The sequence below is a fragment of the Nocardia sp. NPDC057272 genome (genome assembly GCF_042668615.1).
Taxonomy (GTDB): Bacteria; Actinomycetota; Actinomycetes; order Mycobacteriales; family Mycobacteriaceae; genus Nocardia.
On sequence record NZ_JBHUYK010000023.1, the window covers coordinates 97205 to 119627 of the forward strand.

General features: G+C 67.3%; 24 protein-coding genes. 15 read left to right on the forward strand and 9 right to left on the reverse strand.

Annotated elements, in window-relative coordinates; translation table 11 throughout:
- Nucleotides 1-29: 29 nt before the first annotated feature.
- Nucleotides 30-1577 carry an acyl-CoA carboxylase subunit beta gene (locus ACFULV_RS26410; protein ID WP_378661194.1) on the reverse strand — a complete coding sequence of 516 codons (1548 nt, stop codon included), beginning with the start codon at nt 1575-1577 and terminating at the stop codon, nt 30-32.
- Nucleotides 1578-1709: 132 nt separating this feature from the next.
- On the opposite strand from ACFULV_RS26410, the gene ACFULV_RS26415 reads away from it, so the two are divergent.
- Entirely contained in the window at nt 1710-2381 is a 672-nt protein-coding gene (locus ACFULV_RS26415; RefSeq protein WP_378661154.1) for a pyridoxamine 5'-phosphate oxidase family protein, read from the forward strand.
- Nucleotides 2382-2390: 9 nt separating this feature from the next.
- Here the strand turns inward: ACFULV_RS26415 and ACFULV_RS26420 are convergent, their stop codons facing one another.
- A complete protein-coding gene (locus tag ACFULV_RS26420) occupies nt 2391-3317 on the reverse strand; it encodes a LysR family transcriptional regulator (protein ID WP_358188767.1) in 927 nt (308 codons plus the stop codon).
- 71 nt (nt 3318-3388) lie between these two features.
- Between ACFULV_RS26420 and ACFULV_RS26425 the strand changes: the two genes are divergently transcribed.
- The 3 genes from ACFULV_RS26425 (at nt 3389) to ACFULV_RS26435 (ending at nt 5865) form a co-directional block, all read left to right on the forward strand.
- A complete protein-coding gene (locus tag ACFULV_RS26425; RefSeq protein ID WP_378661156.1) occupies nt 3389-4732 on the forward strand; it encodes an FAD-binding oxidoreductase in 1344 nt (447 codons plus the stop codon).
- Nucleotides 4733-4798: 66 nt separating this feature from the next.
- Nucleotides 4799-5686 (forward strand): SPFH domain-containing protein, encoded by an 888-nt coding sequence (locus ACFULV_RS26430; protein ID WP_358188763.1) that lies wholly within the window; start codon nt 4799-4801, stop codon nt 5684-5686.
- An 8-nt stretch (nt 5687-5694) separates the two neighbouring features.
- Complete coding sequence (locus ACFULV_RS26435; protein ID WP_378637115.1) at nt 5695-5865, forward strand: toxin-antitoxin system HicB family antitoxin; 171 nt, start codon at nt 5695-5697, stop codon at nt 5863-5865.
- A gap of 18 nt (nt 5866-5883) precedes the next feature.
- Here ACFULV_RS26435 and ACFULV_RS26440 read toward each other — a convergent pair whose 3' ends face one another.
- Entirely contained in the window at nt 5884-6915 is a 1032-nt protein-coding gene (locus ACFULV_RS26440) for a LuxR C-terminal-related transcriptional regulator (RefSeq protein ID WP_378661159.1), read from the reverse strand.
- A 103-nt stretch (nt 6916-7018) separates the two neighbouring features.
- Between ACFULV_RS26440 and ACFULV_RS26445 the strand changes: the two genes are divergently transcribed.
- Nucleotides 7019-7312, forward strand: coding sequence for a hypothetical protein (locus ACFULV_RS26445; protein ID WP_378637110.1), 294 nt, complete (start codon nt 7019-7021; stop codon nt 7310-7312).
- Between the two features lie 87 nt (nt 7313-7399).
- Nucleotides 7400-7954 (forward strand): hypothetical protein, encoded by a 555-nt coding sequence (locus tag ACFULV_RS26450; RefSeq protein ID WP_378637108.1) that lies wholly within the window; start codon nt 7400-7402, stop codon nt 7952-7954.
- On the opposite strand, the gene ACFULV_RS26455 is transcribed toward ACFULV_RS26450, so the two are convergent.
- Nucleotides 7951-8799, reverse strand: coding sequence for a class I SAM-dependent methyltransferase (locus tag ACFULV_RS26455; protein WP_378637106.1), 849 nt, complete (start codon nt 8797-8799; stop codon nt 7951-7953). The genes ACFULV_RS26450 and ACFULV_RS26455 overlap by 4 nt on opposite strands.
- Before the next feature lie 228 nt (nt 8800-9027).
- Between ACFULV_RS26455 and rpsA the strand changes: the two genes are divergently transcribed.
- Nucleotides 9028-10506, forward strand: coding sequence for a 30S ribosomal protein S1 (rpsA, locus tag ACFULV_RS26460; RefSeq protein ID WP_056824523.1), 1479 nt, complete (start codon nt 9028-9030; stop codon nt 10504-10506).
- A gap of 91 nt (nt 10507-10597) precedes the next feature.
- On the opposite strand, the gene ACFULV_RS26465 is transcribed toward rpsA, so the two are convergent.
- Complete coding sequence (locus tag ACFULV_RS26465; protein ID WP_378661162.1) at nt 10598-11272, reverse strand: NAD(P)-dependent oxidoreductase; 675 nt, start codon at nt 11270-11272, stop codon at nt 10598-10600.
- A 90-nt stretch (nt 11273-11362) separates the two neighbouring features.
- Between ACFULV_RS26465 and ACFULV_RS26470 the strand changes: the two genes are divergently transcribed.
- A complete protein-coding gene (locus ACFULV_RS26470) occupies nt 11363-12067 on the forward strand; it encodes a TetR/AcrR family transcriptional regulator (protein WP_378661165.1) in 705 nt (234 codons plus the stop codon).
- Between the two features lie 69 nt (nt 12068-12136).
- Nucleotides 12137-13678: a phospholipase C gene (locus ACFULV_RS26475; protein WP_378661168.1), complete on the forward strand. Its 1542-nt coding sequence runs from the start codon at nt 12137-12139 to the stop codon at nt 13676-13678.
- A 35-nt stretch (nt 13679-13713) separates the two neighbouring features.
- Here ACFULV_RS26475 and ACFULV_RS26480 read toward each other — a convergent pair whose 3' ends face one another.
- Entirely contained in the window at nt 13714-13926 is a 213-nt protein-coding gene (locus ACFULV_RS26480) for a hypothetical protein (RefSeq protein WP_378637096.1), read from the reverse strand.
- Between the two features lie 148 nt (nt 13927-14074).
- On the opposite strand from ACFULV_RS26480, the gene coaE reads away from it, so the two are divergent.
- Both coaE and ACFULV_RS26490 read left to right on the forward strand, forming a co-directional pair.
- Nucleotides 14075-15277 (forward strand): dephospho-CoA kinase, encoded by a 1203-nt coding sequence (gene coaE, locus ACFULV_RS26485; RefSeq protein ID WP_378661171.1) that lies wholly within the window; start codon nt 14075-14077, stop codon nt 15275-15277.
- 120 nt (nt 15278-15397) lie between these two features.
- Complete coding sequence (locus ACFULV_RS26490; RefSeq protein ID WP_378661173.1) at nt 15398-15829, forward strand: hypothetical protein; 432 nt, start codon at nt 15398-15400, stop codon at nt 15827-15829.
- Between the two features lie 28 nt (nt 15830-15857).
- Here ACFULV_RS26490 and ACFULV_RS26495 read toward each other — a convergent pair whose 3' ends face one another.
- Together ACFULV_RS26495 and ACFULV_RS26500 are read right to left on the reverse strand one after the other, a co-directional pair.
- Complete coding sequence (locus ACFULV_RS26495; protein WP_378661176.1) at nt 15858-16409, reverse strand: DUF402 domain-containing protein; 552 nt, start codon at nt 16407-16409, stop codon at nt 15858-15860.
- 46 nt (nt 16410-16455) lie between these two features.
- A complete protein-coding gene (locus ACFULV_RS26500) occupies nt 16456-17076 on the reverse strand; it encodes a DUF402 domain-containing protein (protein WP_378661179.1) in 621 nt (206 codons plus the stop codon).
- A 371-nt stretch (nt 17077-17447) separates the two neighbouring features.
- On the opposite strand from ACFULV_RS26500, the gene uvrB reads away from it, so the two are divergent.
- Complete coding sequence (uvrB, locus tag ACFULV_RS26505) at nt 17448-19625, forward strand: excinuclease ABC subunit UvrB (RefSeq protein WP_378661181.1); 2178 nt, start codon at nt 17448-17450, stop codon at nt 19623-19625.
- A 113-nt stretch (nt 19626-19738) separates the two neighbouring features.
- On the opposite strand, the gene ACFULV_RS26510 is transcribed toward uvrB, so the two are convergent.
- Nucleotides 19739-20206, reverse strand: coding sequence for a VOC family protein (locus ACFULV_RS26510; RefSeq protein ID WP_378637085.1), 468 nt, complete (start codon nt 20204-20206; stop codon nt 19739-19741).
- Nucleotides 20207-20268: 62 nt separating this feature from the next.
- Between ACFULV_RS26510 and ACFULV_RS26515 the strand changes: the two genes are divergently transcribed.
- From ACFULV_RS26515 to ACFULV_RS26525, 3 genes are all read left to right on the forward strand, one after another.
- Nucleotides 20269-21108, forward strand: coding sequence for a helix-turn-helix domain-containing protein (locus tag ACFULV_RS26515; RefSeq protein ID WP_378661196.1), 840 nt, complete (start codon nt 20269-20271; stop codon nt 21106-21108).
- Between the two features lie 131 nt (nt 21109-21239).
- Nucleotides 21240-21671 (forward strand): hypothetical protein, encoded by a 432-nt coding sequence (locus ACFULV_RS26520; protein WP_378637082.1) that lies wholly within the window; start codon nt 21240-21242, stop codon nt 21669-21671.
- A 268-nt stretch (nt 21672-21939) separates the two neighbouring features.
- A complete protein-coding gene (locus tag ACFULV_RS26525) occupies nt 21940-22392 on the forward strand; it encodes a universal stress protein (protein WP_378661184.1) in 453 nt (150 codons plus the stop codon).
- Nucleotides 22393-22423: the final 31 nt, after the last annotated feature.

The window sequence follows — 22423 nt, forward strand, 5'->3', positions numbered from 1 at the left end:
CCCGGCCGACAGGCCGCGGTGACGCGGCGCTACAACGGCATCAGGCGGTGTTTGCGCGGTGCCTGCTCGATGTGTTTGTCGCCGAGCAGGCGCAGTGCTTTGCGGATTTCCAGCCGGGTGCTCGACGGTTCGATGACCGCGTCGATATAGCCGCGCTCGGCGGCGATCCACGGGGTGGCGACGGCGGCGTTGTAGAAGTCGACCATCTGCTGACGCACGGCCGGTCGGTCTGCCTCGGGGACGGCGGCCAGCTGTTTGCGCTGGGTCAGGCCCACGGCGGCTTCGGCGCCCATCACAGCGATCCGGGCCGTCGGCCACGCGAGATTGATGTCGCCGCCGAGTTGCTTGCACCCCATCACCGCGTAGCCGCCGCCGTACGCCTTGCGGACCACGACGGTGACGATCGGAACGGTGGCCTCGACGACCGCGTAGAAGAAGCGCCCGCCGCGTTTGATGACGCCGATCTTCTCCTCCTCCACGCCCGGCAGCACGCCCGGGGTGTCGACGACGAACACCAGCGGAATGTCGAACGCGTCGCACAGGCGGATGAAGTGCGCGGCCTTGTCCGACCCGCGCGCGTCGATCGCGCCGCTGGCCACCAGCGGCTGATTGGCGACCACCCCGACGCTGCGCCCGTCGACCCGTGCGAATCCGGTGATCAGATTGCGGGCGGCGCTGTCGCCGATCTCGTGGAACTCCCCGTCGTCGAAGATCCGCAGCAGGATCTCGTACATGTCGTAGCCCCGGCGATCGGAATCCGGTATCAGCGAATCGAGTTCGCGGTCGGAGTCCGTGATCTCCGGCTCCAGACCGGGATTGATCAGGGGAGCACGCTCGTAGCAGTTCGACGGCATGAAGCTCAGATACGTTCGTGCCCACTCGAAAGCGGCTTTCTCGTCCGCCGCCACGTGATGGATGTTGCCGTTGTGCGCCTGGTTGAACGCGCCACCGAGCTCGTCGAGGGTCACTTCCTCGCCGGTGGTCTCGCGGATGATCTCGGGACCGGTCACGAACATGTACGCCGACTCGGTCGCGATCAGCACGTCGGTGTTGATCGGCGAATACACCGCGCCCGCAGCACATTTGCCCAACATCACCGACACCTGCGGTACCACCCCGGACAGCCGCGTCTGCCGCCTGCTCATCTCCGCGTACCAGGCCAGTGAGGTGACCGCGTCCTGCACCCGGGCGCCGCCGGAGTCGTTGATCGCCACGAACGGGCACGCGATATCGGCCGCCAGGTCCATCGCCATCGCGACTTTGCGCCCGAACATCTCACCCACCGATCCACCGAACACGGTCTGGTCGTGGGCGATCACCACCACCGGCCGCCCGTCGATCCTGCCGTGCCCGGTGACCACACCGTCACCGTAGAGCCCGTCGGCCGCGCCCGGTTGTTTCACCAGCGCCCCGATTTCGGTGAAACTGCCCTGGTCGAGAAGTATTTCGATGCGTTCGCGTGGGCCGGGAATTCCTTTCGCCGCGCGCTTGGCGATCCCCGCCTCCCCCGCGGGTTCCCGCGCCGCCCTCAGATTGTCCCGCAGCTCTTGCAGTTTCGCAGCAGTAGTCGACTCCACCACGCACGCCCTTCCTCGTCCTGGTCGAGCTCTCCTTCATCGGTTAGCCAAAGCGTAGCGCTGACGCCCGCGCCGACATCAGCGGCACGGCGGACCGATCCTTGACGAATCACGCGTCGTACCGTGGGTGGGGTGAACAAGCCGACCCGATACGGAGCCATCGCCTTCTCTTCGGCCACCGAGCGCCGTCAGCGCAGCGGTGGTGGTTTCACCGTCCACGGCAGGCGGATGGCCGACGGCGCCGACATCGGCGAGCCCGAAGAACTGGAGCCCCAAGTGGCGGGCCTGATCCGGCAGGCCGACTCGTTCTACCTCGCTACCGTCACCGGATCCGGCTGGCCCTACATCCAACATCGCGGCGGGCCACAAGGTTTCGTGCACGTGCTCGACTCCTCGACGATCGCGTGGGCCGAGTACGCGGGTAACAACCAGTTCGTCACTGTGGGCAATCTCGACATCGACGATCGGGTGTCGCTGTTCTTCATCGATTACCCGACCCGCACCAGGGTCAAGATCTTCGGTCGGGTCGAGGTCGTCGAACGCGCCGACGATCCCGGCCTGCTCGACCGTCTCCTGACCACGTCGGCGGGCCCGATCGACGCGCGCTCGGACCGGGCGTTCGTGGTGCGGGTCGAGGCGTTCGACCGGAACTGCACCAAGAACATCACCCCTCGCTACCGCACCGAGTGGATCCAGGACTACCTGCGCGCGGGCCGCGCTCCTCTCGAAGCCGAAATCGAGCGTCTACAGCACCGCAACGCCGAGCTCGAGGCCGAAATCGCCCGCCTGAAGTCTTCCCACTGACCGCCGCGCCTATCGATCGACGGCGGAGGCGTGGCCGCCGAAGGCGATACGTAGTTGCCCGAGCAGCACCTTCGCCGCCGGGCCGGGCGGGGGATCGGTGCGCCAGGCCAGGGCCAGCCGGCCGTGGATGGTGGGGTCGACGATGTCGAGGGATCGGACGCCGAAGGCGTCAGCTTCGGCGGTGGTGAGGGCTGGGACGATGGCGGTTCCCAGCCCGCGTGCGGCGAGTTCGAGGAGCAGCGGGGGAGCGGCGGCTTCGAAGGCGATGTTCGGGGTGAAACCGGCGGCGGCGCAGGAGCGTTCGAAGACCCCGCGAAGGCCGGTGCCCCGGGTGAGGCAGATGAGGCGGCGATCGGCGAGGGCTCCCAACGTGATGGAGCCCGCCGATTCGGCGGGGTCGATGGGCGCATCGTGGGCGACGGCGGCGACGAGCGCGGTCTCCAGGATCACCTCGAGTCCGATGCCGGAATCTATCGGCGCGCCGGTCAATCCGGTCAACGCGATGTCGAGTTCACCGTGTTCGACGGCGGCGAGCATCCTTTCCGCGGTGTCCTCGGTGAGGCTGATCCCGACCTGCGGATGATCGTGGTGGAAATCGGCGAGAACGCCCGCGACATCGAAGACCTCCGACGCCGCCCCGGAGATCATGCCGAGCCGGACCTGACCCCGCAGCAATCCGGTGAACTCCCCGACCGTGTCGCCGATCCGGTCGGCGGCGGCCAGGGCGGCGCGTGCGTGTGTGAGCACCGCGGCGCCGACGTCGGTCAATGTCACGGTGCGCGCACCGCGGTCGAGCAGACGCTGCCCGAGTTCGCGTTCGAGTTGGCGGATCTGGGTGCTGAGACCGGGCTGGGACAAGTGCAGCCGTTCGGCGGCCTTGGTGAACCCGCCCTCGTCGACGATCGTCACGAAGTAGCGCAGCTGACGCAGTTCCATAACTATCGATTATAGGTAATAGAAGATCTATCTCTTGTACTTATTCATTGTCGGCGAGCAGAGTCGAAGACATGACCGATATCGCAACGAAGTTCACTGGTCCTGTCTTCACGCCGGACGACCCCGGGTACGCCGAGGAGATCGCCGGCTTCCAAACCGCCTACACCCACCGTCCGGCGTTCGTGGTCGGCGCCCAGCACGGCCAGGACGTGCGCGCCGCCGTGGAATTCGCCGCACGGCACGGGCTGTCGGTGGCCGTGCAGGCGACCGGACACGGTCTGTCGGTAGCCACCGACGGCGGGGTGCTCATCACGACCGGACGCATGGACGCCATCACCGTCGACCCGCAGGCTCGTACCGCTCACATCGGGGCCGGGGTGCGGGCAGGCGCGTTGGTCGAGGCGGCCGCGCGGTACGGCCTGGCGCCGTTGAACGGGTCGTCGCCGTCGGTGGGCGTCGTCGGGTATGTGCTCGGCGGCGGGCTCGGATTGCTGGCCCGTGAATTCGGTTATGCCGCAGATCATGTGCGCCGCATCGAACTGGTGACCGCCGACGGCAGGATGCGCTCGCTCGGCCCGGAAGACGAGTTGTTCGGGGCGGTACTGGGTTCCGGCGGGAACTTCGGCGTGGTGACCGGTCTCGAACTCGATCTCGTCCCCGTCGCCGAACTCTATGGTGGTCAGCTGGTTTTCGACGCGCCACTGGTCGACGCGGCGCTGGAGGCGTGGCGCACCTGGACCGAGACCGTACCGAGCGCGCTGACCTCCACGATCGCGGTGGTGACCTATCCCGACATCCCGCCCGTGCCGGAATCCTTGCGAGGCCGTCACGTCGCTTCGATCCGAATCGCCTTCGACGGGCCGGACGAGGAGGGGCAACGGTGGGTCGCGCCCCTGCGGCGGATCGGACCTCGGCTGCACGAGGACCTGCGCACGATGCCCTACGCCGAATCGCACACCATCCACAGTGACCCGCCTTTCCCGCACGCCTACGCCGCGACCAACGCGCTGCTCTCGGAGCTGACACCGCAGGGTCTGTCCGCACTGCGCGCGTTGACGGCCCCGGGCGGATCGGTCGACGCGGTCATCGACATCCGCCATCTCGGTGCGGCCCTGCGGCACGGTGGCCCGGCCTCGATCGATCATCGCGATGCGGAGTACATCGTGCGGGTGATCACCGGTCCCGGTGAGGGTGACTCCGCACCAGAAGGCCTCGCGAAGGTGCGAGAAGCATTGGCGCCGTGGACGATCGGGCACAGTCTCGCGTTCCTCTACGGTGCGGGCGGCGCGGCGGACGAAGCCCAGACCGCGGCAGGCTACTCCCCGGACACCTACCGCTGGCTGGCGGCGGCGAAAGCGAAGTACGACCCGCGAAACATGTTCCGCGCCAACCGCAATATCGCCGCCGGTTCCTAGCGCCGCTTGCTCAGCCTCCCCATATCTACTATCTTAGTGATATCACTCAGATATCGGGAGGATGTCATGGAGCTGCGGTCCGCATTCCGCGTCAATGGATTCGTCGTCGTGCTGGGGTGGCTGGTGTTCACCCTGTTGTTCGGGGCCGCCGCCGTTCTCGCGTTCATCGCCGCCACTCAGCACAACGGTGGCGCACTGGCCTGGATCGGCGCGGTGGCCGCCGTCGTCGTGATCCTGGTCGTCTGGTTGCTCGCCACCGGGCTGATCATCGTCAACCCCAACGAGGCCAAGGTCGTCACCTTCTTCGGCCGCTACATCGGCTCGGTGAGCGAGCCCGGGTTCTTCTCGGTGGTCCCGCTCACCGACCGTAAGTCCATCTCGCTGCGGGTGCGGAACTTCGAGACCCAGAAGCTCAAGGTCAACGACGCCGACGGCAACCCCGTCGAGATCGCGGCGGTCGTCGTCTACAAGGTGGTCGACAGCTTCAAGGCCGCCTTCGCTGTCGACGACTACGAGGAGTACGTCGAAACCCAGTCCGAGGCGGCGGTGCGTCACCTCGCCACCACCCACCCCTACGACGCCCACGACGACTCCCGTACCAGTCTTCGCGACGGTGCCGAAGTCGCCGAGGAACTGACCGTCGAGCTGCGCGAACGCACCCTCACCGCGGGTATCGAGGTCATCGAGGCCCGCATCACCCACCTCGCCTACGCCCCCGAGATCGCCCAGGCGATGCTCGTCCGCCAGCAGGCGGCCCAGGTCGTCGCCGCTCGCACCCAGATCGTCGAAGGCGCCGTCGGCATGGTCGCTCTCGCCCTCGACCGCCTCGCCGAACAGGGCACCGTCGAACTCGACGAGGAGCGCAAGGCCAACATGGTCTCCAACCTGCTCGTCGTCCTGTGCGGTGACCGCGCCACCCAGCCCGTGGTCAACGCCGGATCCCTCTACTCCTGAGCCGCCCGATGACCCAGCCGAAGAAGGACCCCAAAAAGATCCTGCTACGGCTCGACCCGGCCGTCCACGAGGCAATAGCCAAGTGGGCGGCCGACGACCTGCGCAGCATCAACTCCCAAATCGAATACGCCCTCCGCCTTGCCCTCGACCAGGCAGGCCGAAAGCCCAAGCGCAACTAGTCGATCGATCATGTCGTCTCAGCCGACCCCGAGAACGCGAGTGAGGAGGCGCTGGCGGGTTCGGGTGTCGGATTTGGCGAGGACGGCTTTGACGTGGTCGTTGACGGTGTGTTCGGAGAGGAACAGTTCCGCGGCCAGTTCGTGGGAGTCCAGGCCGGTCGCCAAGAGGGTCAGGACCTGGGATTCCCGGGTGGAGAGGGCGTGGGCTCGGGCGAACAGGTCGAGGCGTTCGGTGGCCGTGCTCGGTTCCAGGGCCACGGCGATGTCGGGGCCGATGCGGTCGGCTTTGACGGTGAGCCAGCGGTTGCCGCCCAGGTGGACGCGGGAGGTGGCAGGGCCGAGCGGGACGGCGGCCTCGGTGGCGAGCAGGGCGGCGGCCGCGTTGTAGACCGAGGCGGGGACGGGGGGAATCGGTTCGTCCGGGGGCAGCAGGCGCAGCAGGGAATCCGCGGCGGCTGCCGTTTGGGAACGCACGCGCAGGGTGTCGTCGAGGAGTACGACCGCGGGGCCGAGCGGCGCGAGCCCGGCGTCGGATTCGACGAAGGTGGCGCCGACAGTACGGCGCAGGCCGGCGGTGACCGGGATCGTCAGCGTGCTCAGCTCACCGAGTTCCGGTGTGGTGAAAGGGGACTCGGTGTAGCGGAGCAGTTCGAGGAAGCCCCAGCAGCCGTAGCGGTCGGCGAAGGTGACGGTGGCGGAGTCGGTGACGCCGAGATCGTGCTGGGCGGTGCGCCAGAGCAGGGAGCGTTCCGGGTTGCCGTCGGTGGCGCCCAGCAACGAGTGGGCGCCGGTGCCGCGCACGGTGTCCCAGCGATTGAGCGGAGTGAGATACCGGGCGCGGATCAAGTCGGGCAAGAGCGCGAGATCGAGGCGGGGGACATCGGCGAGCGGCGCCGTCGCGATCGCGGTGACGGGATCGGTGAGCGCGAAGACATGGCCGGTGAACGGGATCCTCGCGCGGATCTCGACCAGGACGAGTTCACGCAATCGTTTGGCGGAGTGCCCGGCGCGGCACAGACGGCCGATCCGGTCTGCCAAGGTGCTCGGCACGGACCCCAGTCTACGGCGGAAAACCCCCAGGATCAGGGATGTTCCGGGGCCCCGAACCGGCAGACCATTGAGCTGTCCATTCGGCACGACCACGGAGGTCACCATGACCGTCACCCTGCACATCGACAACACCGTTCGCGACTACGACGACTGGAAGGCCGCGTTCGACCAGTACGAGCGATTCCGCGCCGACAACGGCGTGCGCACCTACCGCGTCGGCCGCGTCGACGGCACACCACACCGAGTCCTCATCGACCTGGATTTCGACGATCGGGCGGCCGCCGAGGCGTTCCGCACCGCGTTGGCGACCGTGCTCGCCACCCCGCGCAGCCGCGCGATGGTGATCAGTCACGAAGCCTGGCTCGTCGACTTGGTCGACGAGCGGATTTCGGCCTGATCGACGCGCCGGGCGCCCCACGGGGACAACCGAACTCGAATCCGCCGGTAAATTGATCCGGTGCCCATCTCGTTCGACATTCCTGGAATGCAACAGTTGGACGACACGACCTGGGGGAATCCGGCCACTCGTGACGTCGTCGCGTTGAACTATGTCAACGGCACGCCCGACCTGCCCGCCCGCCTGCACGACCTGAAACGGCTGCGCAGGCGGCTGGCCGAGCACCACGCCCGGACCGGCTGCCTGATCGAGGCGTTCGTGGTGTGGGTGGACCAGTTGCCCGCCCTGCTGCGGGTGGAGAAGACCCAACTGCCGGGTCCGCGCGGTGAGCTGGTCTTCGCGGCGTCGATCGTGGTGCCCAAGGACCGGTGCTCGGCGGTGTTTCAGGTGATCTGCCCCGAGACCGGTGTGCCCGGCGCGCGCGAGACCTTGATCGGCCGGCAGCTTCGGCGCGACGAGATGTGCCCGCCCCACCCGTACGCGCCCGGTCTGCGCGGACGGTTGCCCTATCTGCTGTCCGATGACGTCCGCTTCGACGTCGAATTCCCCGATCACGCGCTGACCAGGGCGCGTCGCTGGGTCGCCGACACCGTGCCGAACGTGCGCGTGGATCCGTCGTTCGCCGCGCTGCCGGAGTTCTAGGGCTTCTCGGCGATGAAGATGGCGGTGCCGGGGAAGATCTGCCCGCGCAGCGGCGACCACTGACCCCATTCGCGGTCGAGCCATTCCGGCCAATCCGGTTCGACGATGTCCACCAGGTGCAGGCCGGCGCCGACGATCTCGCGGACCCGGTCACCGATCGTGCGGTGGTGCTCCACATAGGTCGGCACACCGTCGCCGTCCACCTCTACATAAGGAGTGCGGTCGAAATACGGGATCGTGGCGGTCAGACCCGCCTCGCCCGGATCGTCGGGGAAGATCCAGCGCATCGGATGGTTCACCGAGAACACCCAGCGCCCACCCGGGCGCAACACCCGAGCCACCTCGCGCATCACCAGCGCCGAATCGGCGACGAACGGCACCCCGCCGAACGCCGAGCAGGCCAGATCGAACGACGCGTCAGCGAAGGGCAGCGCCTCGGCACCCGCCTGAACCAGGGGTACGCGCGGTCCGCCCTGATCCATCGCGGCCACGCCACGCTCCAGCATCCCCTTCGACACATCGAGCCCGACCGGGAACGCGCCGTGACCGGCCAGCCACCGCGAGCACGGCGCCGATCCGCAGCCGATCTCCAAGATCGTCTTGCCGGTCACGTCACCCAGGAAACCCATGTCGCCCTCGTGCAGACCCTCCGGGCACCACACGAACTCGCCGCCCGGGGAGTCGACGCCGAGGAAGTCGGCGTGGGTCTGGTGGTACTGCTCGGCGTCGGCGTCCCACCAGCGGCGATTCGCGCGCTCGCTGTCGCGCGAGTCGATCTTGGTTCGGGTGGTCGCTGAGGTACCCAGCAGCGCGTTGGCCTGCGCGTGGCGTTCGTCGTCGGACACGGCCAACAGGGTATCGGCGTGGTGCGGGGGGTGGTTTGCCCGGCTCGGCGCGGGTCGCGTAGGCTGATGCACGCTGTAGAGGGACGCTGAATTTGATCAGCGGCAAGTGCGACGGTCCGTGCGATACTTTACCGGTATCCCTTCGTCGCGTCGTCGCGGTGATCTCGCAGCGTACCGAAAGATCCAATGTCCGCAACCGACCACAATCCGTCCGGAGCAAACCCACATATGCCCACCACCGTCACCTCGCCGCAGGTAGCCATTAACGACATTGGCTCCGCCGAGGATTTCCTGGCCGCCATCGACGCAACGATCAAGTACTTCAACGATGGTGACATCGTCGAAGGCACCATCGTCAAGGTCGATCGTGACGAGGTCCTGCTGGACATCGGTTACAAGACCGAAGGCGTCATCCCCTCCCGCGAGCTCTCCATCAAGCACGACGTCGACCCGAACGAGGTCGTTTCCGTGGGCGACGCGGTCGAGGCCCTGGTCCTCACGAAGGAGGACAAGGAAGGCCGCCTGATCCTGTCGAAGAAGCGGGCGCAGTACGAGCGCGCGTGGGGCACGATCGAGGAGCTCAAGGAGAAGGACGAGGCCGTCAAGGGCACCGTCATCGAGGTCGTCAAGGGCGGCCTGATCCTCGACATCGGTCTCCGTGGCTTCCTGCCCGCCTCGCTCGTCGAGATGCGTCGTGTCCGCGACCTCCAGCCGTACGTCGGCAAGGAGATCGAGGCCAAGATCATCGAGCTCGACAAGAACCGCAACAACGTGGTCCTGTCGCGTCGCGCCTGGCTCGAGCAGACCCAGTCCGAGGTCCGCAGCGAGTTCCTGCACCAGCTCCAGAAGGGCCAGGTCCGCAAGGGCGTCGTGTCCTCCATCGTCAACTTCGGTGCCTTCGTGGACCTGGGTGGCGTCGACGGCCTGGTACACGTCTCCGAGCTGTCCTGGAAGCACATCGACCACCCGTCCGAGGTTGTCGAGGTCGGCAACGAGGTCACCGTCGAGGTTCTCGACGTCGACCTGGACCGCGAGCGCGTCTCCCTGTCGCTCAAGGCGACTCAGGAAGACCCGTGGCGTCAGTTCGCCCGGACCCACGCCATCGGCCAGATCGTGCCCGGCAAGGTCACCAAGCTGGTTCCCTTCGGTGCCTTCGTGCGCGTTGAAGAGGGCATCGAGGGCCTGGTCCACATCTCCGAGCTGGCCGAGCGCCACGTCGAGGTCCCGGACCAGGTTGTGGCCGTCGGCGACGACGCCATGGTCAAGGTCATCGACATCGACCTCGAGCGTCGTCGGATCTCGCTGTCGCTGAAGCAGGCGAACGAGGACTACAACGCCGAGTTCGACCCGTCGAAGTACGGCATGGCCGACAGCTACGACGATGCGGGCAACTACATCTTCCCCGAGGGCTTCGATCCCGAGACCAACGAATGGCTCGACGGGTTCGACAAGCAGCGTGAAGAGTGGGAAGGCCGCTACGCCGAGGCCGAGCGTCGCCACAAGATGCACACTGCCCAGATGGAGAAGATGGCAGCCGACGCTGCCGCCGAGGCCGCCGCTGGTGGTCCCGTCGCGGGCAACTACTCCTCCGAGACCGGTGGCAGCGCGGCTGCGTCCACCTCCGGTCCGGCCGAGTCCACGGGCGGCTCGCTGGCCAGCGATGCCCAGCTCGCGGCTCTGCGGGAGAAGCTCTCCGGCAACGCCTGATTCAGCGGAAACGCCCGAATCAACACCCGCATTACCGAAGGCCCCGGTCCATATGGACCGGGGCCTTCGGCCTTTCCTGGGCAGATCCTGTTCAGCGGCCCACGGTGAAACGACGCTGAAGGTGGCGCGGATTGTCGACCTCGTCGAGGAGCGCGACAGCGAGGTCCTCGGCCGAGATATCGGTGTCGGAGTCGAGAAGTTGGTCGCCGCCGAGTCGGTAGCGACCGGTGCGCGGGCCCGGTTCGATACGCCCCGAGGACGGGCTCAGATAGGTCCAGTGCCGATTGGACTGGCGATAGATGTTGAGCGCATCGCGACCGGCGAGCACGGGCTCGCGGTACTCGGCCGGTACTCGCAGTTCCTCGGTGAGCACCCTGGTGAAGTCCGGGGTATCCACCAATTGCAGGCCGGGGGCGACCTCCAAGCTCCCGCCACCGCCGACGACGATCAACCGGATATCCGGATGTTGTTGCAGCGCACCGACCATCGCCCGCGCGCCGACGACGAAATTGTCTGCCTTGGCGATGGTGTCGGCGATGCCGTGCCCCGCGTTGACGGCGCTGATCACCACGTCGAGCCCTGCGATCGCCGCGGCGATGCTGTCGGTGTCGAGCCAATCGGCTGCTCGCCACGCCGTGTCGCCCCGCTCGGCGGGAAAACGAGCGGAATCACGGGTGAACGCTGTGACCCGGTGGCCTCGATCCTGTGCTTCGGCGACCACTCGGGAGCCGATGACGCCGGTGGCGCCGAATACTCCGATTTCCACAATGCCCTCAATCCTCAGCGATGTTCGATTATTACACGCCGTTCAGTAATGACACGGCTGATAGTAGACGAACGCTGTAGGGTGTCAACCGTGGTCGAGGTGAGGAATCGGCGCGAGCGATTGCGCGAAGAAGCGACAGCGGAGATCAAGGCGATCGCGTTGCGGCTATTGGCAGAAGGCGGTCCCGACGCGATCTCCTTGCGGGCCATCGCCAGAGAGATGGGGATGACCGCGGGGGCGCTGTACGGGTACTTTCCCGCTCGGGACGACCTGATCACCACGCTGATCGCCGACGTCTACACCTCGCTCGTCGACCGGGCAGAGGCCGCGCGCGATGCCGTGCCCGAAACCGATCCAGCCGGTCGGATCATGGCCTGGGGTGAGACTGTCCGGGAATGGGCGGTCGCCAATCCCGCTGGGTTCAAGTTGATCTACGGCGATCCAGTTCTCGGCTATCAACCGCCGTCGAGCGGTCCTGCGCACGAGGCGGAACTGCGTGCGTGCAGCGGATTGGTCGGTCTGGCAGCCGCGGCCTGGCCGTATGCCGCGACCTCGCAGACCATCGGCGCACCGGCATGGCCGGATTTCGACCCCGCTCTCGTCGACCACGTGCGCGGCGAATTCCCCGACCTGCCGCCCGGGGGACTGGCTCTCGCGCTGCGGATGTGGGGGCGCATGCACGGGCTGCTGGCGCTGGAGATCTACGGACATCTCGGGCCTCGGGCGCAACATCCGGACAAGCTCTACCGGGCCGAGATGCTCGATCTGGTCCGTTCACTCGGATTGCGCGAGTAGGTCTTTTCCCAGGTGGGGTAGCGTGTGCGCGATTGCTCCATCCCCCTATGGGAAAGGTGCTCCACTCCGATGAGTTCTGGTCCCTTCGCCGGTCTCAACCGGCGACAGTTCCTCGCGAAAGCGATGGCCGCCGGTGCGGTGGGAACGCTTGCCACCTGGGCGAATCCGATTATCGACCGAGCTTTCGCCGCCGATCCGGCGGGCATGGGCGGGCTCGGCGATATCGAGCACTTCGTCTTGCTCATGCAGGAAAACCGGTCCTTCGACCACTATTTCGGCACCCTGTCGGGGGTGCGCGGGTTCGGTGAGTCCTCCGCGTCGTGGCGTCAGTACGGGTGGTCGCCCGGAATCGGGCCCACCGCAGACGGTTTCGTCGAACCGTTCCGGCTCGACACCACCCGCGGCGCCACGCTGGACGGCGAGTGCATCAACGACCCCGACCACACCTGGCCGGGCATGCACAAGGCATTCAACAACGGCCGCAACGACGGCTGGATGCCGATGTCGGTGGCCTCGGTCGGGCCGGCGAACGCGCCCGCGGCGATGGGTTACTACCTTCCGGAAGACATTCCGATCCACACCGAGCTCGCGCAGGCGTTCACGCTGTGCGACAACTACCACTGCTCGGTGCTCGGTCCCACCGACCCCAACCGGCTGTACTGGATGAGCGCGAGCATCGACCCCGACGGCCTGGCGGGCGGTCCGCTGGTGGAGACGCCGACCCTGCTTCCGAAGAACGTCTACAGCTGGCGGACCTACCCGGAGAACCTGTCCGAGGGCGGGGTGCCGTGGAAGATCTACAGCAATCGCGATGTCGGCCCGGCCTCGTCGATGCTCCTGGACGGCATGATGGGCTGCTTCACCCAGGCCGCCGACCCGAATTCCGAACTGGCGCGCCGTGGTATCGCACCGACCTACCCGAACGATTTCCAGGCCGACGTCGCCAACAACACGCTGCCCGCGGTGTCCTGGGTGGTGCCGTCGCTGCTGCACTGCGAACACCCCGCGCTGCCCGCGGCTTTCGGTGCGCTCGGCATCGTGGGGCTCCTCGATATCCTCACCTCGAATCCGGCGGTGTGGGAGAAGACCGCGCTGATCATCAGCTACGACGAGAACGGCGGCTTCTTCGACCACGTCACGCCGCCGACCCCGCCGCCCGGCACCACGGGTGAATTCCTGACGGTGCCACTGAATCGGGTGCCCGCCGCGGGTGGGATCACCGGCCCGATCGGACTGGGTTACCGGGTGCCGTGCATGGTGATCTCGCCGTACAGCCGCGGTGGGTTGGTCGCCTCGCAGACCTTCGACCACACGTCCCAATTGCGTTTGCTGGAAACCAGATTCGGCGTCGACGTGCCGAACCTGACCGCGTGGCGACGCGGCGTCACCGGCGATATGACATCCACGTTCGACTTCGCGGCGGCGCCGAATGCCGCGAAACCGGTGCTGCCCGACCCGCGCCCCAAGGCCGACGCGGCGATCGCGCAGTGCGGTCCGAATATCGCGGCGGGCACCCTCGGACAGGGTGTGCCGTACCCGGTGCCGCCGAATGCGATGCCGGCGCAGCAGCCGGGGGCACGGCGCGCGCCGAGCGGTCTCGTCGGCGTCTGAGCGGGGGTGGGCTCGGCATCGCGCCGGGCCCACTGTCAGCTCGCGGCGGCGGGCGACCAGTATCCGGTGGCCATGCTCGGGCGTTTGCGCATCGCGGCGAAGCTGTGTCTGGCGGGGGAGAGCAGGGTAGTGAACCAGGAGCGCCGGTACTCGGCGAGAGTCGCTGCGACAGCGGGGAATTCGATGCAGTGCACACCGCCGGGCATACCGAGGCGGTGGCGAGCCGCCCGGTGGTTCCTGGTACTCATGATCATCCTCCGGTAGTCGTGCGGCCTTCTCGCCTGCGCGGAAGATTAATCCACGCGACGCGCCCGGCCCGGGATCTTCCGCCGCTCCGGGCATGGGCGTGTCGGAGGAGGTGCCCCGGCGCGGCGGCCGGGATGCGAGACTGGGCCCATGTTGCGGATCGGCCTCACCGGAGGCATGGGAGCGGGTAAGTCCACAGTGGCGCGGACGCTGGTCGAACTCGGGGCGGTGCTCATCGACTCCGACGCGATCGCGCGCGAGGTCGTCGCCCCCGGTACGCCGGGCCTGGCCGCGCTGGTCGAGGAATTCGGTGAGGGCATTCTGAGCCCCGACGGCAGCTTGGACCGGCCCGCGCTGGCCGCGGTCGCCTTCGCCGACGATGTGTCGCGGGGCAAGCTCAACGCCATCACCCATCCGCTGGTCGGCGCCCGTACCGCGGATCTGATCGGCGAAGCGGCCACCGATGCCGTTGTGGTGCAGGATATTCCGCTCCTGGTCGAGAACGGGCTCGCGCCACTGATGCAGCTCGTCGTGGTGGTCGGGGCAGAAGAGGAGACCAGGCTGCGCAGGCTGGTCGAACACCGCGGCGTGGCCGAAGCCGACGCTCGAGTCAGGATCGCCGCCCAGGCCACCGACGACCAGCGCCGCGCGGTCGCCGATGTGTGGCTCGACAACAACGGTGCGCCGGAGGTGGTCGAGGCGCAGGTCCGTGAGCTGTGGGCGCGACGGCTGGTGCCGTTCGAGCGCAATCAGCGCGAGGGCATCCGGGCGCGCGCCGACTACGTTCTCGTCACCGACCCGGAATGGGATATGCAGGCGCGCAGGATCATCGCCCGGCTGCACCTGGCCTGCGGTGCGTCGGCGGTGCGCATTGATCACGTCGGATCCACCGCGGTGCACGGACTCCCCGCCAAGGACATCATCGACATCCAGGTGACGGTGGCCGATATGGCCACGGCCGAATCGCTGACGGATGCCTTGACGGCCGCCGGGTTCCCGCTCGCTCCCCAGGTGACGCACGACAATCCGAAACCGAGCCACGGCGATCCCGAGGGGACCGACCTCGCCCTCTGGGGAAAACGCCTGCACGGCAATGCCGATCCGGGAAGGCCGGCCAATATTCATCTGCGCGTGCGGGATTCGCTCGGACAGCGGTTCGCGCTCGATCTGCGCGACTGGTTGCGCGCGAACGAGAGCGCGCGGTCGGAGTACCTGGCGGTCAAGCGCGGAGCCGAACTCGCGGCGGCGGATCTGACCGGCGACGCGGCCGGTGATGCCTACTACGTGGTGAAGGAACCGTGGTTCGACGCGGTCTATCCGGTGGTCACCGAGTGGGCCGCCGCCCGCGCGTGAACCGCGCACCAATCTGTTAAACATCAATGTTTCGGAAACTGTCCGCACGCTGTCTCGCGCTGTGTAAATTGTGCGAAGTCACTACAGGGTGACTCGATTCACAGGGAAGTTGTAGCGCGTATGACAACACATCACCGTCAGTTCGGCCGTGCGGGCTTCGGCATCACCGCACTCGGCGCCGTCGCCGCCAGCCTCGTGCTGGCCGCTCCACAGGCCTCGGCCTGGGTCGGTAATCTCGGCGTGGCCGGAACCGACCACAAGGTCGGTTGCAGCTACAAGCTGACCGCCAGCGTCGAGGTCGACCGGCTGACCTCGGTGAAGTTCACCGACAACGGGGTGGATATTCCGGGCAGCCCGGTGTCGCCATCGCTGCTCTCGGGCACCGTGAGCATCACCTGGAAGCCGACCACGGCGGGCCAGCACAAGCTCGAGGCACGTCAGCTGCTGATCAGCGACTCGATCACCGTCACCGTCGGTGCGGCGGGCAGCACCGGGAGCGCGTCGTGCGGCGGCGGCCTCGCGGACCTGTTCCCGAGCCTGTCGGCCGGCTGACACCGACTCCCCGCACCGCCCGGACCCCCTACCGAGGTCCGGGCGGTTCGTCGTTTCGGCGCCAGGTCAGGGTCATCCCGAAGGTGCTCAGCCATTCCTCGAGTGAATAGCCGTGCGCGGCGATCCCGTCGATCGCCGCGGTGGCGTGTTCGATCGCTGCCTGACACTGCGCGGCGTCCAGCAGGCCGTTGGTGTGCGCGGCCAGCAGCTCGTCGACGTCGACGAGCCGGACATCACGCCGGGTGCGGACCAGTACGTCGAGGTAGTGGTCGACCGAGCGCCACAGCGTCGGCGACTCCCTGGTGAACGCGCCCACATCGACATAGATGTCCTGCCACTGCTCGACGCCGGGGTTGTAGTGCAGCTTCGACGCCCGCAGCGACAGCTCCGGCAGGACCCACGATTCCAGGTAGTGGAAGTGCGCGTGATCGGAGTGGCGACCCATGTACAGGCCCCACGGCTCCACCCGATAGATCTCCACCGGCCGGACGAAACCTTTGGGATCGGTGTTCGTGCCTGCCGCGACGTCGAAGTACTCGACCTTGGGTGGATGCACGTGCACGGTGGATGCCTGCGTCATGAGCGCAGAATCTACCGGCGCGTGCCGACCCGCGCCGGGTCGGCGGTCACATCCAGGTCAGCGTGATCTCCCGCGACCGCAACCACTGTTCGACATCGTGGTCGTTGGCCGCCAGCCCGTCGAGCACGCGCGCGGCACCCTCGAACGCCCGGTCGGCGTGCTCGGTGCCGACATGGCCGGCGGCGTGCGCGGCGAGCAGCTCGCTGGACCCGGACAACGTCGAGGACCGGCCGCGCCGCACCGCGATGTCGAGGAAGTAGTCGGTGGTCCGCCACCGTTTCGGGCCGACCTGGACGCACTCGATGATGTCGAGCACGTAATCGTGGCTGCGGTGATGGCCGGGCCGGTCGTGGCTGATGGTGGCGCGAATGGCCTGGCCGGGCAGCATCCAGGACTCCTCGTAGCGACCGTGCGGCCGGTCGAGGACGCGGGCCAGATAGATGCCCCACGGCTGCACTTCGTACCGGTCGACCGGGCGGATGTAGCCCTTGGCGTCGGTGCTGGTCAGCTCGGCGAGGTCGAAGTATTCGACCCGGGGTCTGGCAGACGGTGAGACGGTCGTGGAAACGGTGGTCGGTGTGTGCGGGCCGCGTATCTCTCTGGCGAAATAGCCGGCGAATCCGGTTACCGCGGGAGCCGCGACGAGCAGGGGAAGTAGAACGCTCATGGCCTTGTCCTTCACCACGTCCGATGATCAACTCAGGGTACGCCCGCATCGGGAGTTGTGGAGTGGTCGATTCGGCGCCTCGATTGTCGAATGTCATTGGCGCAAGGGACTTTTCGGACATCGCGCGAAGTGCCGGGCATTCGCCGCGTTCGTGTGCGGTCGCCCCGACCAGGCGAAATGGGGGTCGCGGACGGTTTGCTTGCCGGTGGCTGTCGTCACAGCCGCGCAGTGCCGCGACGGTATCGATGAGCAGAAGTTCACCAGAACGACCACGACCCGACCGCCGGTGATCGGCGCGGCGCGGGGTGTGGCGGACGGGCGGTGGCTCGCTGGCGCGCAAACGTGTCAGTGGTCGCGCCTAAGCTGGTTCCATGGCATTCGCAACCGAGATCCCGACGGAAGGGTACGAAGAGCGGGGTCACCCGATCGCCCATTCCGAACACCGCCCCGTCGGCACGATCGAGCGCTCGGGCGCCCGATTCGAGGTGGTCAGCGAGTACTCGCCCGCCGGCGACCAGCCCGCGGCCATCGCCGAGCTCGAGCGCCGGGTGAACGCGGGGGAGAAGGACGTCGTCCTGCTCGGCGCCACCGGTACCGGTAAATCGGCGACCACCGCCTGGCTGATCGAGAAGTTGCAGCGCCCCACGCTGGTGATGGCGCCGAACAAGACCTTGGCCGCGCAGCTGGCCAACGAGCTGCGCGAGATGCTGCCCAACAACGCGGTCGAATACTTCGTCTCGTACTACGACTACTACCAACCCGAGGCGTACATCGCCCAGACCGACACCTACATCGAGAAGGACAGCTCGATCAACGACGACGTCGAGCGGCTGCGGCACTCGGCGACCTCGAGTCTGCTCTCGCGTCGCGATGTCGTGGTGGTCGCCTCGGTGTCGTGCATCTACGGTCTCGGCACCCCGCAGTCGTATCTGGACCGGTCGGTGCAGCTCGAGGTCGGCGGCGAGATCGACCGCGACGCGTTGCTGCGGCTGCTCGTCGATGTGCAATACACCCGCAACGACATGTCGTTCACCCGTGGTTCCTTCCGGGTACGCGGCGACACCGTCGAGATCATCCCGTCCTACGAGGAGCTGGCGATCCGCATCGAGTTCTTCGGTGACGAGATCGAGGCGCTCTACTACCTGCACCCGCTCACCGGTGACGTGGTGCGCCAGGTCGATTCGGCGCGCATCTTCCCCGCCACCCACTACGTGGCCGGTCCGGAGCGGATGGAGCGCGCGGTCGGCGACATCGAGGCCGAATTGGCCGCGCGGCTCGAGGAATTGGAGCGTCAGGGCAAATTGCTCGAGGCGCAGCGGTTGCGGATGCGCACCGAATACGACCTGGAGATGATCCGTCAGGTCGGCTTCTGCTCGGGCATCGAGAACTACTCGCGCCACATCGACGGGCGCCCGGCGGGTTCGGCGCCTGCGACGCTGCTCGACTACTTCCCCGACGACTTCCTGCTCGTGATCGACGAATCGCACGTCACGGTGCCGCAGATCGGCGGCATGTTCGAAGGTGACATGTCGCGTAAGCGCAATCTCGTCGATTTCGGTTTCCGGTTGCCGTCGGCGGTCGACAACCGGCCGCTGACCTGGGAGGAGTTCGCCGGGCGAATCGGTCAGGCGGTGTATCTGTCGGCGACACCGGGCAACTACGAGCTGGGTCAGGTCGGCGGTGAGGTGGTCGAGCAGGTCATCCGCCCGACCGGCCTGGTCGATCCGAAGGTCGTGGTCAAGCCCACCAAGGGGCAGATCGACGACCTGGTGCACGAGATCCGCGAGCGTTCGGAGCGCAACGAGCGGGTCCTGGTCACCACACTCACCAAGAAGATGTCCGAAGACCTCACCGACTACCTGCTCGGCCTCGGTGTGAAGGTCCGCTACCTGCACTCCGAGATCGACACGCTGCGGCGCGTCGAACTGCTCCGGCAGCTACGCCTGGGCGAGTACGACGTGCTCGTCGGCATCAACCTGCTGCGCGAGGGCCTCGACCTGCCCGAAGTGTCGCTGGTCGCGATCCTCGACGCCGACAAGGAAGGCTTCCTGCGGTCGAGCACCAGCCTCATCCAGACCATCGGCCGCGCGGCGCGCAACGTGTCCGGCGAAGTGCACATGTACGCGGACAAGATCACCGACTCGATGCAGCACGCGATCGAGGAGACCGATCGCCGCCGTGCCAAGCAGATCGCCTACAACACCGAGAACGGCCTCGACCCGCAGCCGCTGCGCAAGAAGATCGCCGACATCCTGGATCAGGTGTACACCGAGGCCGAGGACGAGGTGGCCGTCGGCGGATCGGGCCGCAATGCCAGCCGCGGCAGGCGCGCTCAGGGCGAACCGGGCCGCGCCAGCTCGGGTATCTACGCCGAACGCGATGTGAAGTCGATGCCACGTGCCGAATTGGCCGCCCTGGTCACCGAACTCACGGCGCAGATGATGAACGCGGCCCGCGAATTGCAGTTCGAGCTGGCGGGCCGGTTGCGTGACGAGATCGCCGACCTGAAGAAGGAGCTGCGCGGGATGGACGCCGCGGGGCTTTCCTGACCATGCAGATGCCACGGCCGCCGGGCGACCCCGCCCCCGAGCTGCGCGACCGATCGCGCGCGTGCTGCTCGGAGGCGAGGCCTCTGTGGTCGGGGGCCTGGCCTGGCGGGCCGCTACGCCTGCTCGGCCATCCACGCGGCGACACGGCGGTCGGCCTCTTCCTTCGAGACGTCCTCGACGCGGGTGATCACCGCCCAGCGGTGGCCGAAGGGGTCGATCACCACGCCGAAGCGATCCCCGGTGACGAAGGTCTGTGGCTCCTCGGCGCTGCGGGCGCCGTGGGAGAGCGCGCGGGCGATCACCGCGTCCACGTCGGGGCAGTAGTGCACCACCGAGGTGTGCACCCAGTCCTCGGGGGCGCGAACATTGTTGTCGGGGATGGGCATCCCGAGCTGCAGGGTGGAATCCCCGATGAGCAGTTCGGCGTGCGCGGGCTGGCCGTCGGGCAGATCGGCGCGGCTGAGCACCTTCGCCTCGAAGACCGCAGTGTAGAAGTCGATGGCCGCGTTTCCGTCCGGCACGGCCAGGAAACAGGTGATGGAGTGGTAGCCCTCCGGAATGGGCGCAACGGGATTGGTCATGACTACGATCCTGCTCCGCGGTCGACGGCCCGTCTTGTAAGAACGCGACAGATCGGCCGGTGATGACAGCGGCGCCGGATCCCGGTGATGTGAAAGGAATCCTGCACCCGCAGGAGCAGGCGAGGCACCGCTCGCTGAACCGGCTGGGGGTCGGGCCCGCGCTGGCCGAGTTCGCGGACCGGTACTGGGTGGTGCGGTGGGATCTGCGTGGTCGGCCCAGCTATTCGGCGCAGGTGCTGTCGTTCCCGTGCGTGAACGTCACCTTCGAACGCAGCACCACCCGCACCGGCGGCTTCGTCACCGGGGTGTGCACGACGAAGTACGTGCGCGAGCTCGCCGGGGAAGGCGAGACCTTCGGCATCCGGTTCGCCCCCGGCGGATTCGGTGCCTTCACCGGCATGGATGTCGGCGCGCTGCGCGATGATTCGGCCCCGCTGAGCGCGGTGTTGCCCGAGGCCGCGGGCCTGGCCGACCGAGTGCTGGCCGAACAGTCCGACGAGCGCCGACGCGACATCGTCGAGGAGTTCTTCGCGGGCCGTGGCCGCACCGACGATCCGCACTACGCGCTGGTGACCCGTATCGTCACCGCCATGGCGACCGATCCGGAGCTGACCAGGGTCGACCAGGTCACCGATCGTTTCGCCGTCCCGATCCGCACCCTGCAACGCCTGTTCCGCCGCTATGTCGGGGCAGGCCCGAAATGGGTACTGTGCCGGTTCAGGTTGCAGGACGCCGCCGACCTGCTCGCGCACGGCCGCCCTGATGTCGCGGTACTCGCGGCCCAGCTCGGCTATTTCGACCAGGCGCATTTCAGCCGCGAATTCACCGCCGAGATCGGGATGTCGCCGACGGAATACGCGCGCAGCGCACAGGCAGTGAGCGCTGTCCCCAGGGCGCGCTGATCGGGTGCGTCCAGACCCGAGAAGTAGGGGGTCTGAAATATGGACATTCCACCTTGGAACGGCGGTGTTCGTCGATAGTGTCACCGCATTCGCAGCGGCCGTTGCTGCGTGGAGAAGTCAGGACATCAACAGTGACAACATCATTCGACCGGACCGCCCGTCTCGGTGCCGCCCTCGCGACCGCGCTGGCCGCCACGGCTCTGCTCGCGCCGGGCGCGCACGCGGACATCTCGGATGGCCAGCGGGTCAGCGTGTCGAGCGCCGATCCGAAGGTCGGCTGTTCCTACACGGTGGTCGCGGTCAACGTCGTCGGCTACAGCTCGGGCCACGCCGGCGCACCGGTGACCTTCTATGACAACGGTGACGTGATCGACACGGTCACGATCCCGGCGATCGGCGAGACCAAGACCTCCTGGCGTCCCGCCGCCGCCGGCGCGCACCAGCTGACGGCGAAAGTCGACAGCTATCTCAACAGCTGGTGGATCACCCCCGCCACGGTGACCGTGGCGGCGAATACCGGCACCGGAAGCGCGGCCTGTGGGTTCCCCAGTTTCTCCGGCTGATGTGATCAAAGTCCCAGCCGCACTATGTCGTTGATCGTGTTGTGATAGGCCACAATTTCTTCGAACCGCGGTCTTGTTGCCGCAGGTGAATCTTCTCGACTGTTGCGAAGGCCACCGTGACATCGGGCAGGAACGCCAACACTCCCGGTGTGATCTGTTGCGATTTCTGATAAATCGGCCTGATTTGGCGTTAGGGTCGAGCCAATTGCCGCGCTGACGCTCGATTCCCGAGTGGTTCGGTGCTGGCACCGACCAAGTTGGAGGAGAGATGACCGCCTACCGGACCATTGTCGTCGGTACTGATGGCTCGGATTCGTCGTACGTGGCGGTGGAGAAGGCCGCGGCGCTCGCCGGGGACGCTGAGGCAACTCTCGTGCTGGCCTGCGCCTACTTCCCGACCGACGACCGCGACGTCGCCGCCGCCGCCGATGTGCTCAAGGACGAGGCCTACCAGGTCCGTGGCTCGGCCCCGACCAACGAGATCCTGCACGTCGCCCGGGAAAAGGCGCTGGCCGCCGGTGCGAAGAACATCGTCGACCGCGCGATCGTCGGCGAGCCGGTCGATTCGCTGCTCGACCTCGTCAACGAAGTGGACGCCGACCTGCTCGTCGTCGGCAACCGGGGCCTCAACACCCTCACCGGTCGCCTGCTCGGCTCCGTCCCCTCGGACGTGGCCCGCAAGTCCCGTTCGGACGTGCTGATCGTGCACACCGTCCGCTAGTTCACTCGCGGTAGTACGAAAAGGTCGAGGG

Excerpts from the sequence above, each read along its gene's own strand:
- uvrB (WP_378661181.1), top strand. The coding sequence starts at position 17,448 with ATGGCATTCGCAACCGAGATCCCGACGGAAGGGTACGAAGAGCGGGGT.
- ACFULV_RS26475 (WP_378661168.1), top strand. The coding sequence starts at position 12,137 with ATGAGTTCTGGTCCCTTCGCCGGTCTCAACCGGCGACAGTTCCTCGCG.
- rpsA (WP_056824523.1), top strand. The coding sequence starts at position 9,028 with ATGCCCACCACCGTCACCTCGCCGCAGGTAGCCATTAACGACATTGGC.
- ACFULV_RS26480 (WP_378637096.1), bottom strand. The coding sequence starts at position 13,926 with ATGAGTACCAGGAACCACCGGGCGGCTCGCCACCGCCTCGGTATGCCC.
- ACFULV_RS26445 (WP_378637110.1), top strand. The coding sequence starts at position 7,019 with ATGACCGTCACCCTGCACATCGACAACACCGTTCGCGACTACGACGAC.
- coaE (WP_378661171.1), top strand. The coding sequence starts at position 14,075 with ATGTTGCGGATCGGCCTCACCGGAGGCATGGGAGCGGGTAAGTCCACA.
- ACFULV_RS26430 (WP_358188763.1), top strand. The coding sequence starts at position 4,799 with ATGGAGCTGCGGTCCGCATTCCGCGTCAATGGATTCGTCGTCGTGCTG.
- ACFULV_RS26450 (WP_378637108.1), top strand. The coding sequence starts at position 7,400 with ATGCAACAGTTGGACGACACGACCTGGGGGAATCCGGCCACTCGTGAC.
- ACFULV_RS26435 (WP_378637115.1), top strand. The coding sequence starts at position 5,695 with ATGACCCAGCCGAAGAAGGACCCCAAAAAGATCCTGCTACGGCTCGAC.
- ACFULV_RS26500 (WP_378661179.1), bottom strand. The coding sequence starts at position 17,076 with ATGAGCGTTCTACTTCCCCTGCTCGTCGCGGCTCCCGCGGTAACCGGA.
- ACFULV_RS26515 (WP_378661196.1), top strand. The coding sequence starts at position 20,269 with ATGACAGCGGCGCCGGATCCCGGTGATGTGAAAGGAATCCTGCACCCG.
- ACFULV_RS26510 (WP_378637085.1), bottom strand. The coding sequence starts at position 20,206 with ATGACCAATCCCGTTGCGCCCATTCCGGAGGGCTACCACTCCATCACC.
- ACFULV_RS26420 (WP_358188767.1), bottom strand. The coding sequence starts at position 3,317 with ATGGAACTGCGTCAGCTGCGCTACTTCGTGACGATCGTCGACGAGGGC.
- ACFULV_RS26490 (WP_378661173.1), top strand. The coding sequence starts at position 15,398 with ATGACAACACATCACCGTCAGTTCGGCCGTGCGGGCTTCGGCATCACC.
- ACFULV_RS26525 (WP_378661184.1), top strand. The coding sequence starts at position 21,940 with ATGACCGCCTACCGGACCATTGTCGTCGGTACTGATGGCTCGGATTCG.
- ACFULV_RS26495 (WP_378661176.1), bottom strand. The coding sequence starts at position 16,409 with ATGACGCAGGCATCCACCGTGCACGTGCATCCACCCAAGGTCGAGTAC.
- ACFULV_RS26425 (WP_378661156.1), top strand. The coding sequence starts at position 3,389 with ATGACCGATATCGCAACGAAGTTCACTGGTCCTGTCTTCACGCCGGAC.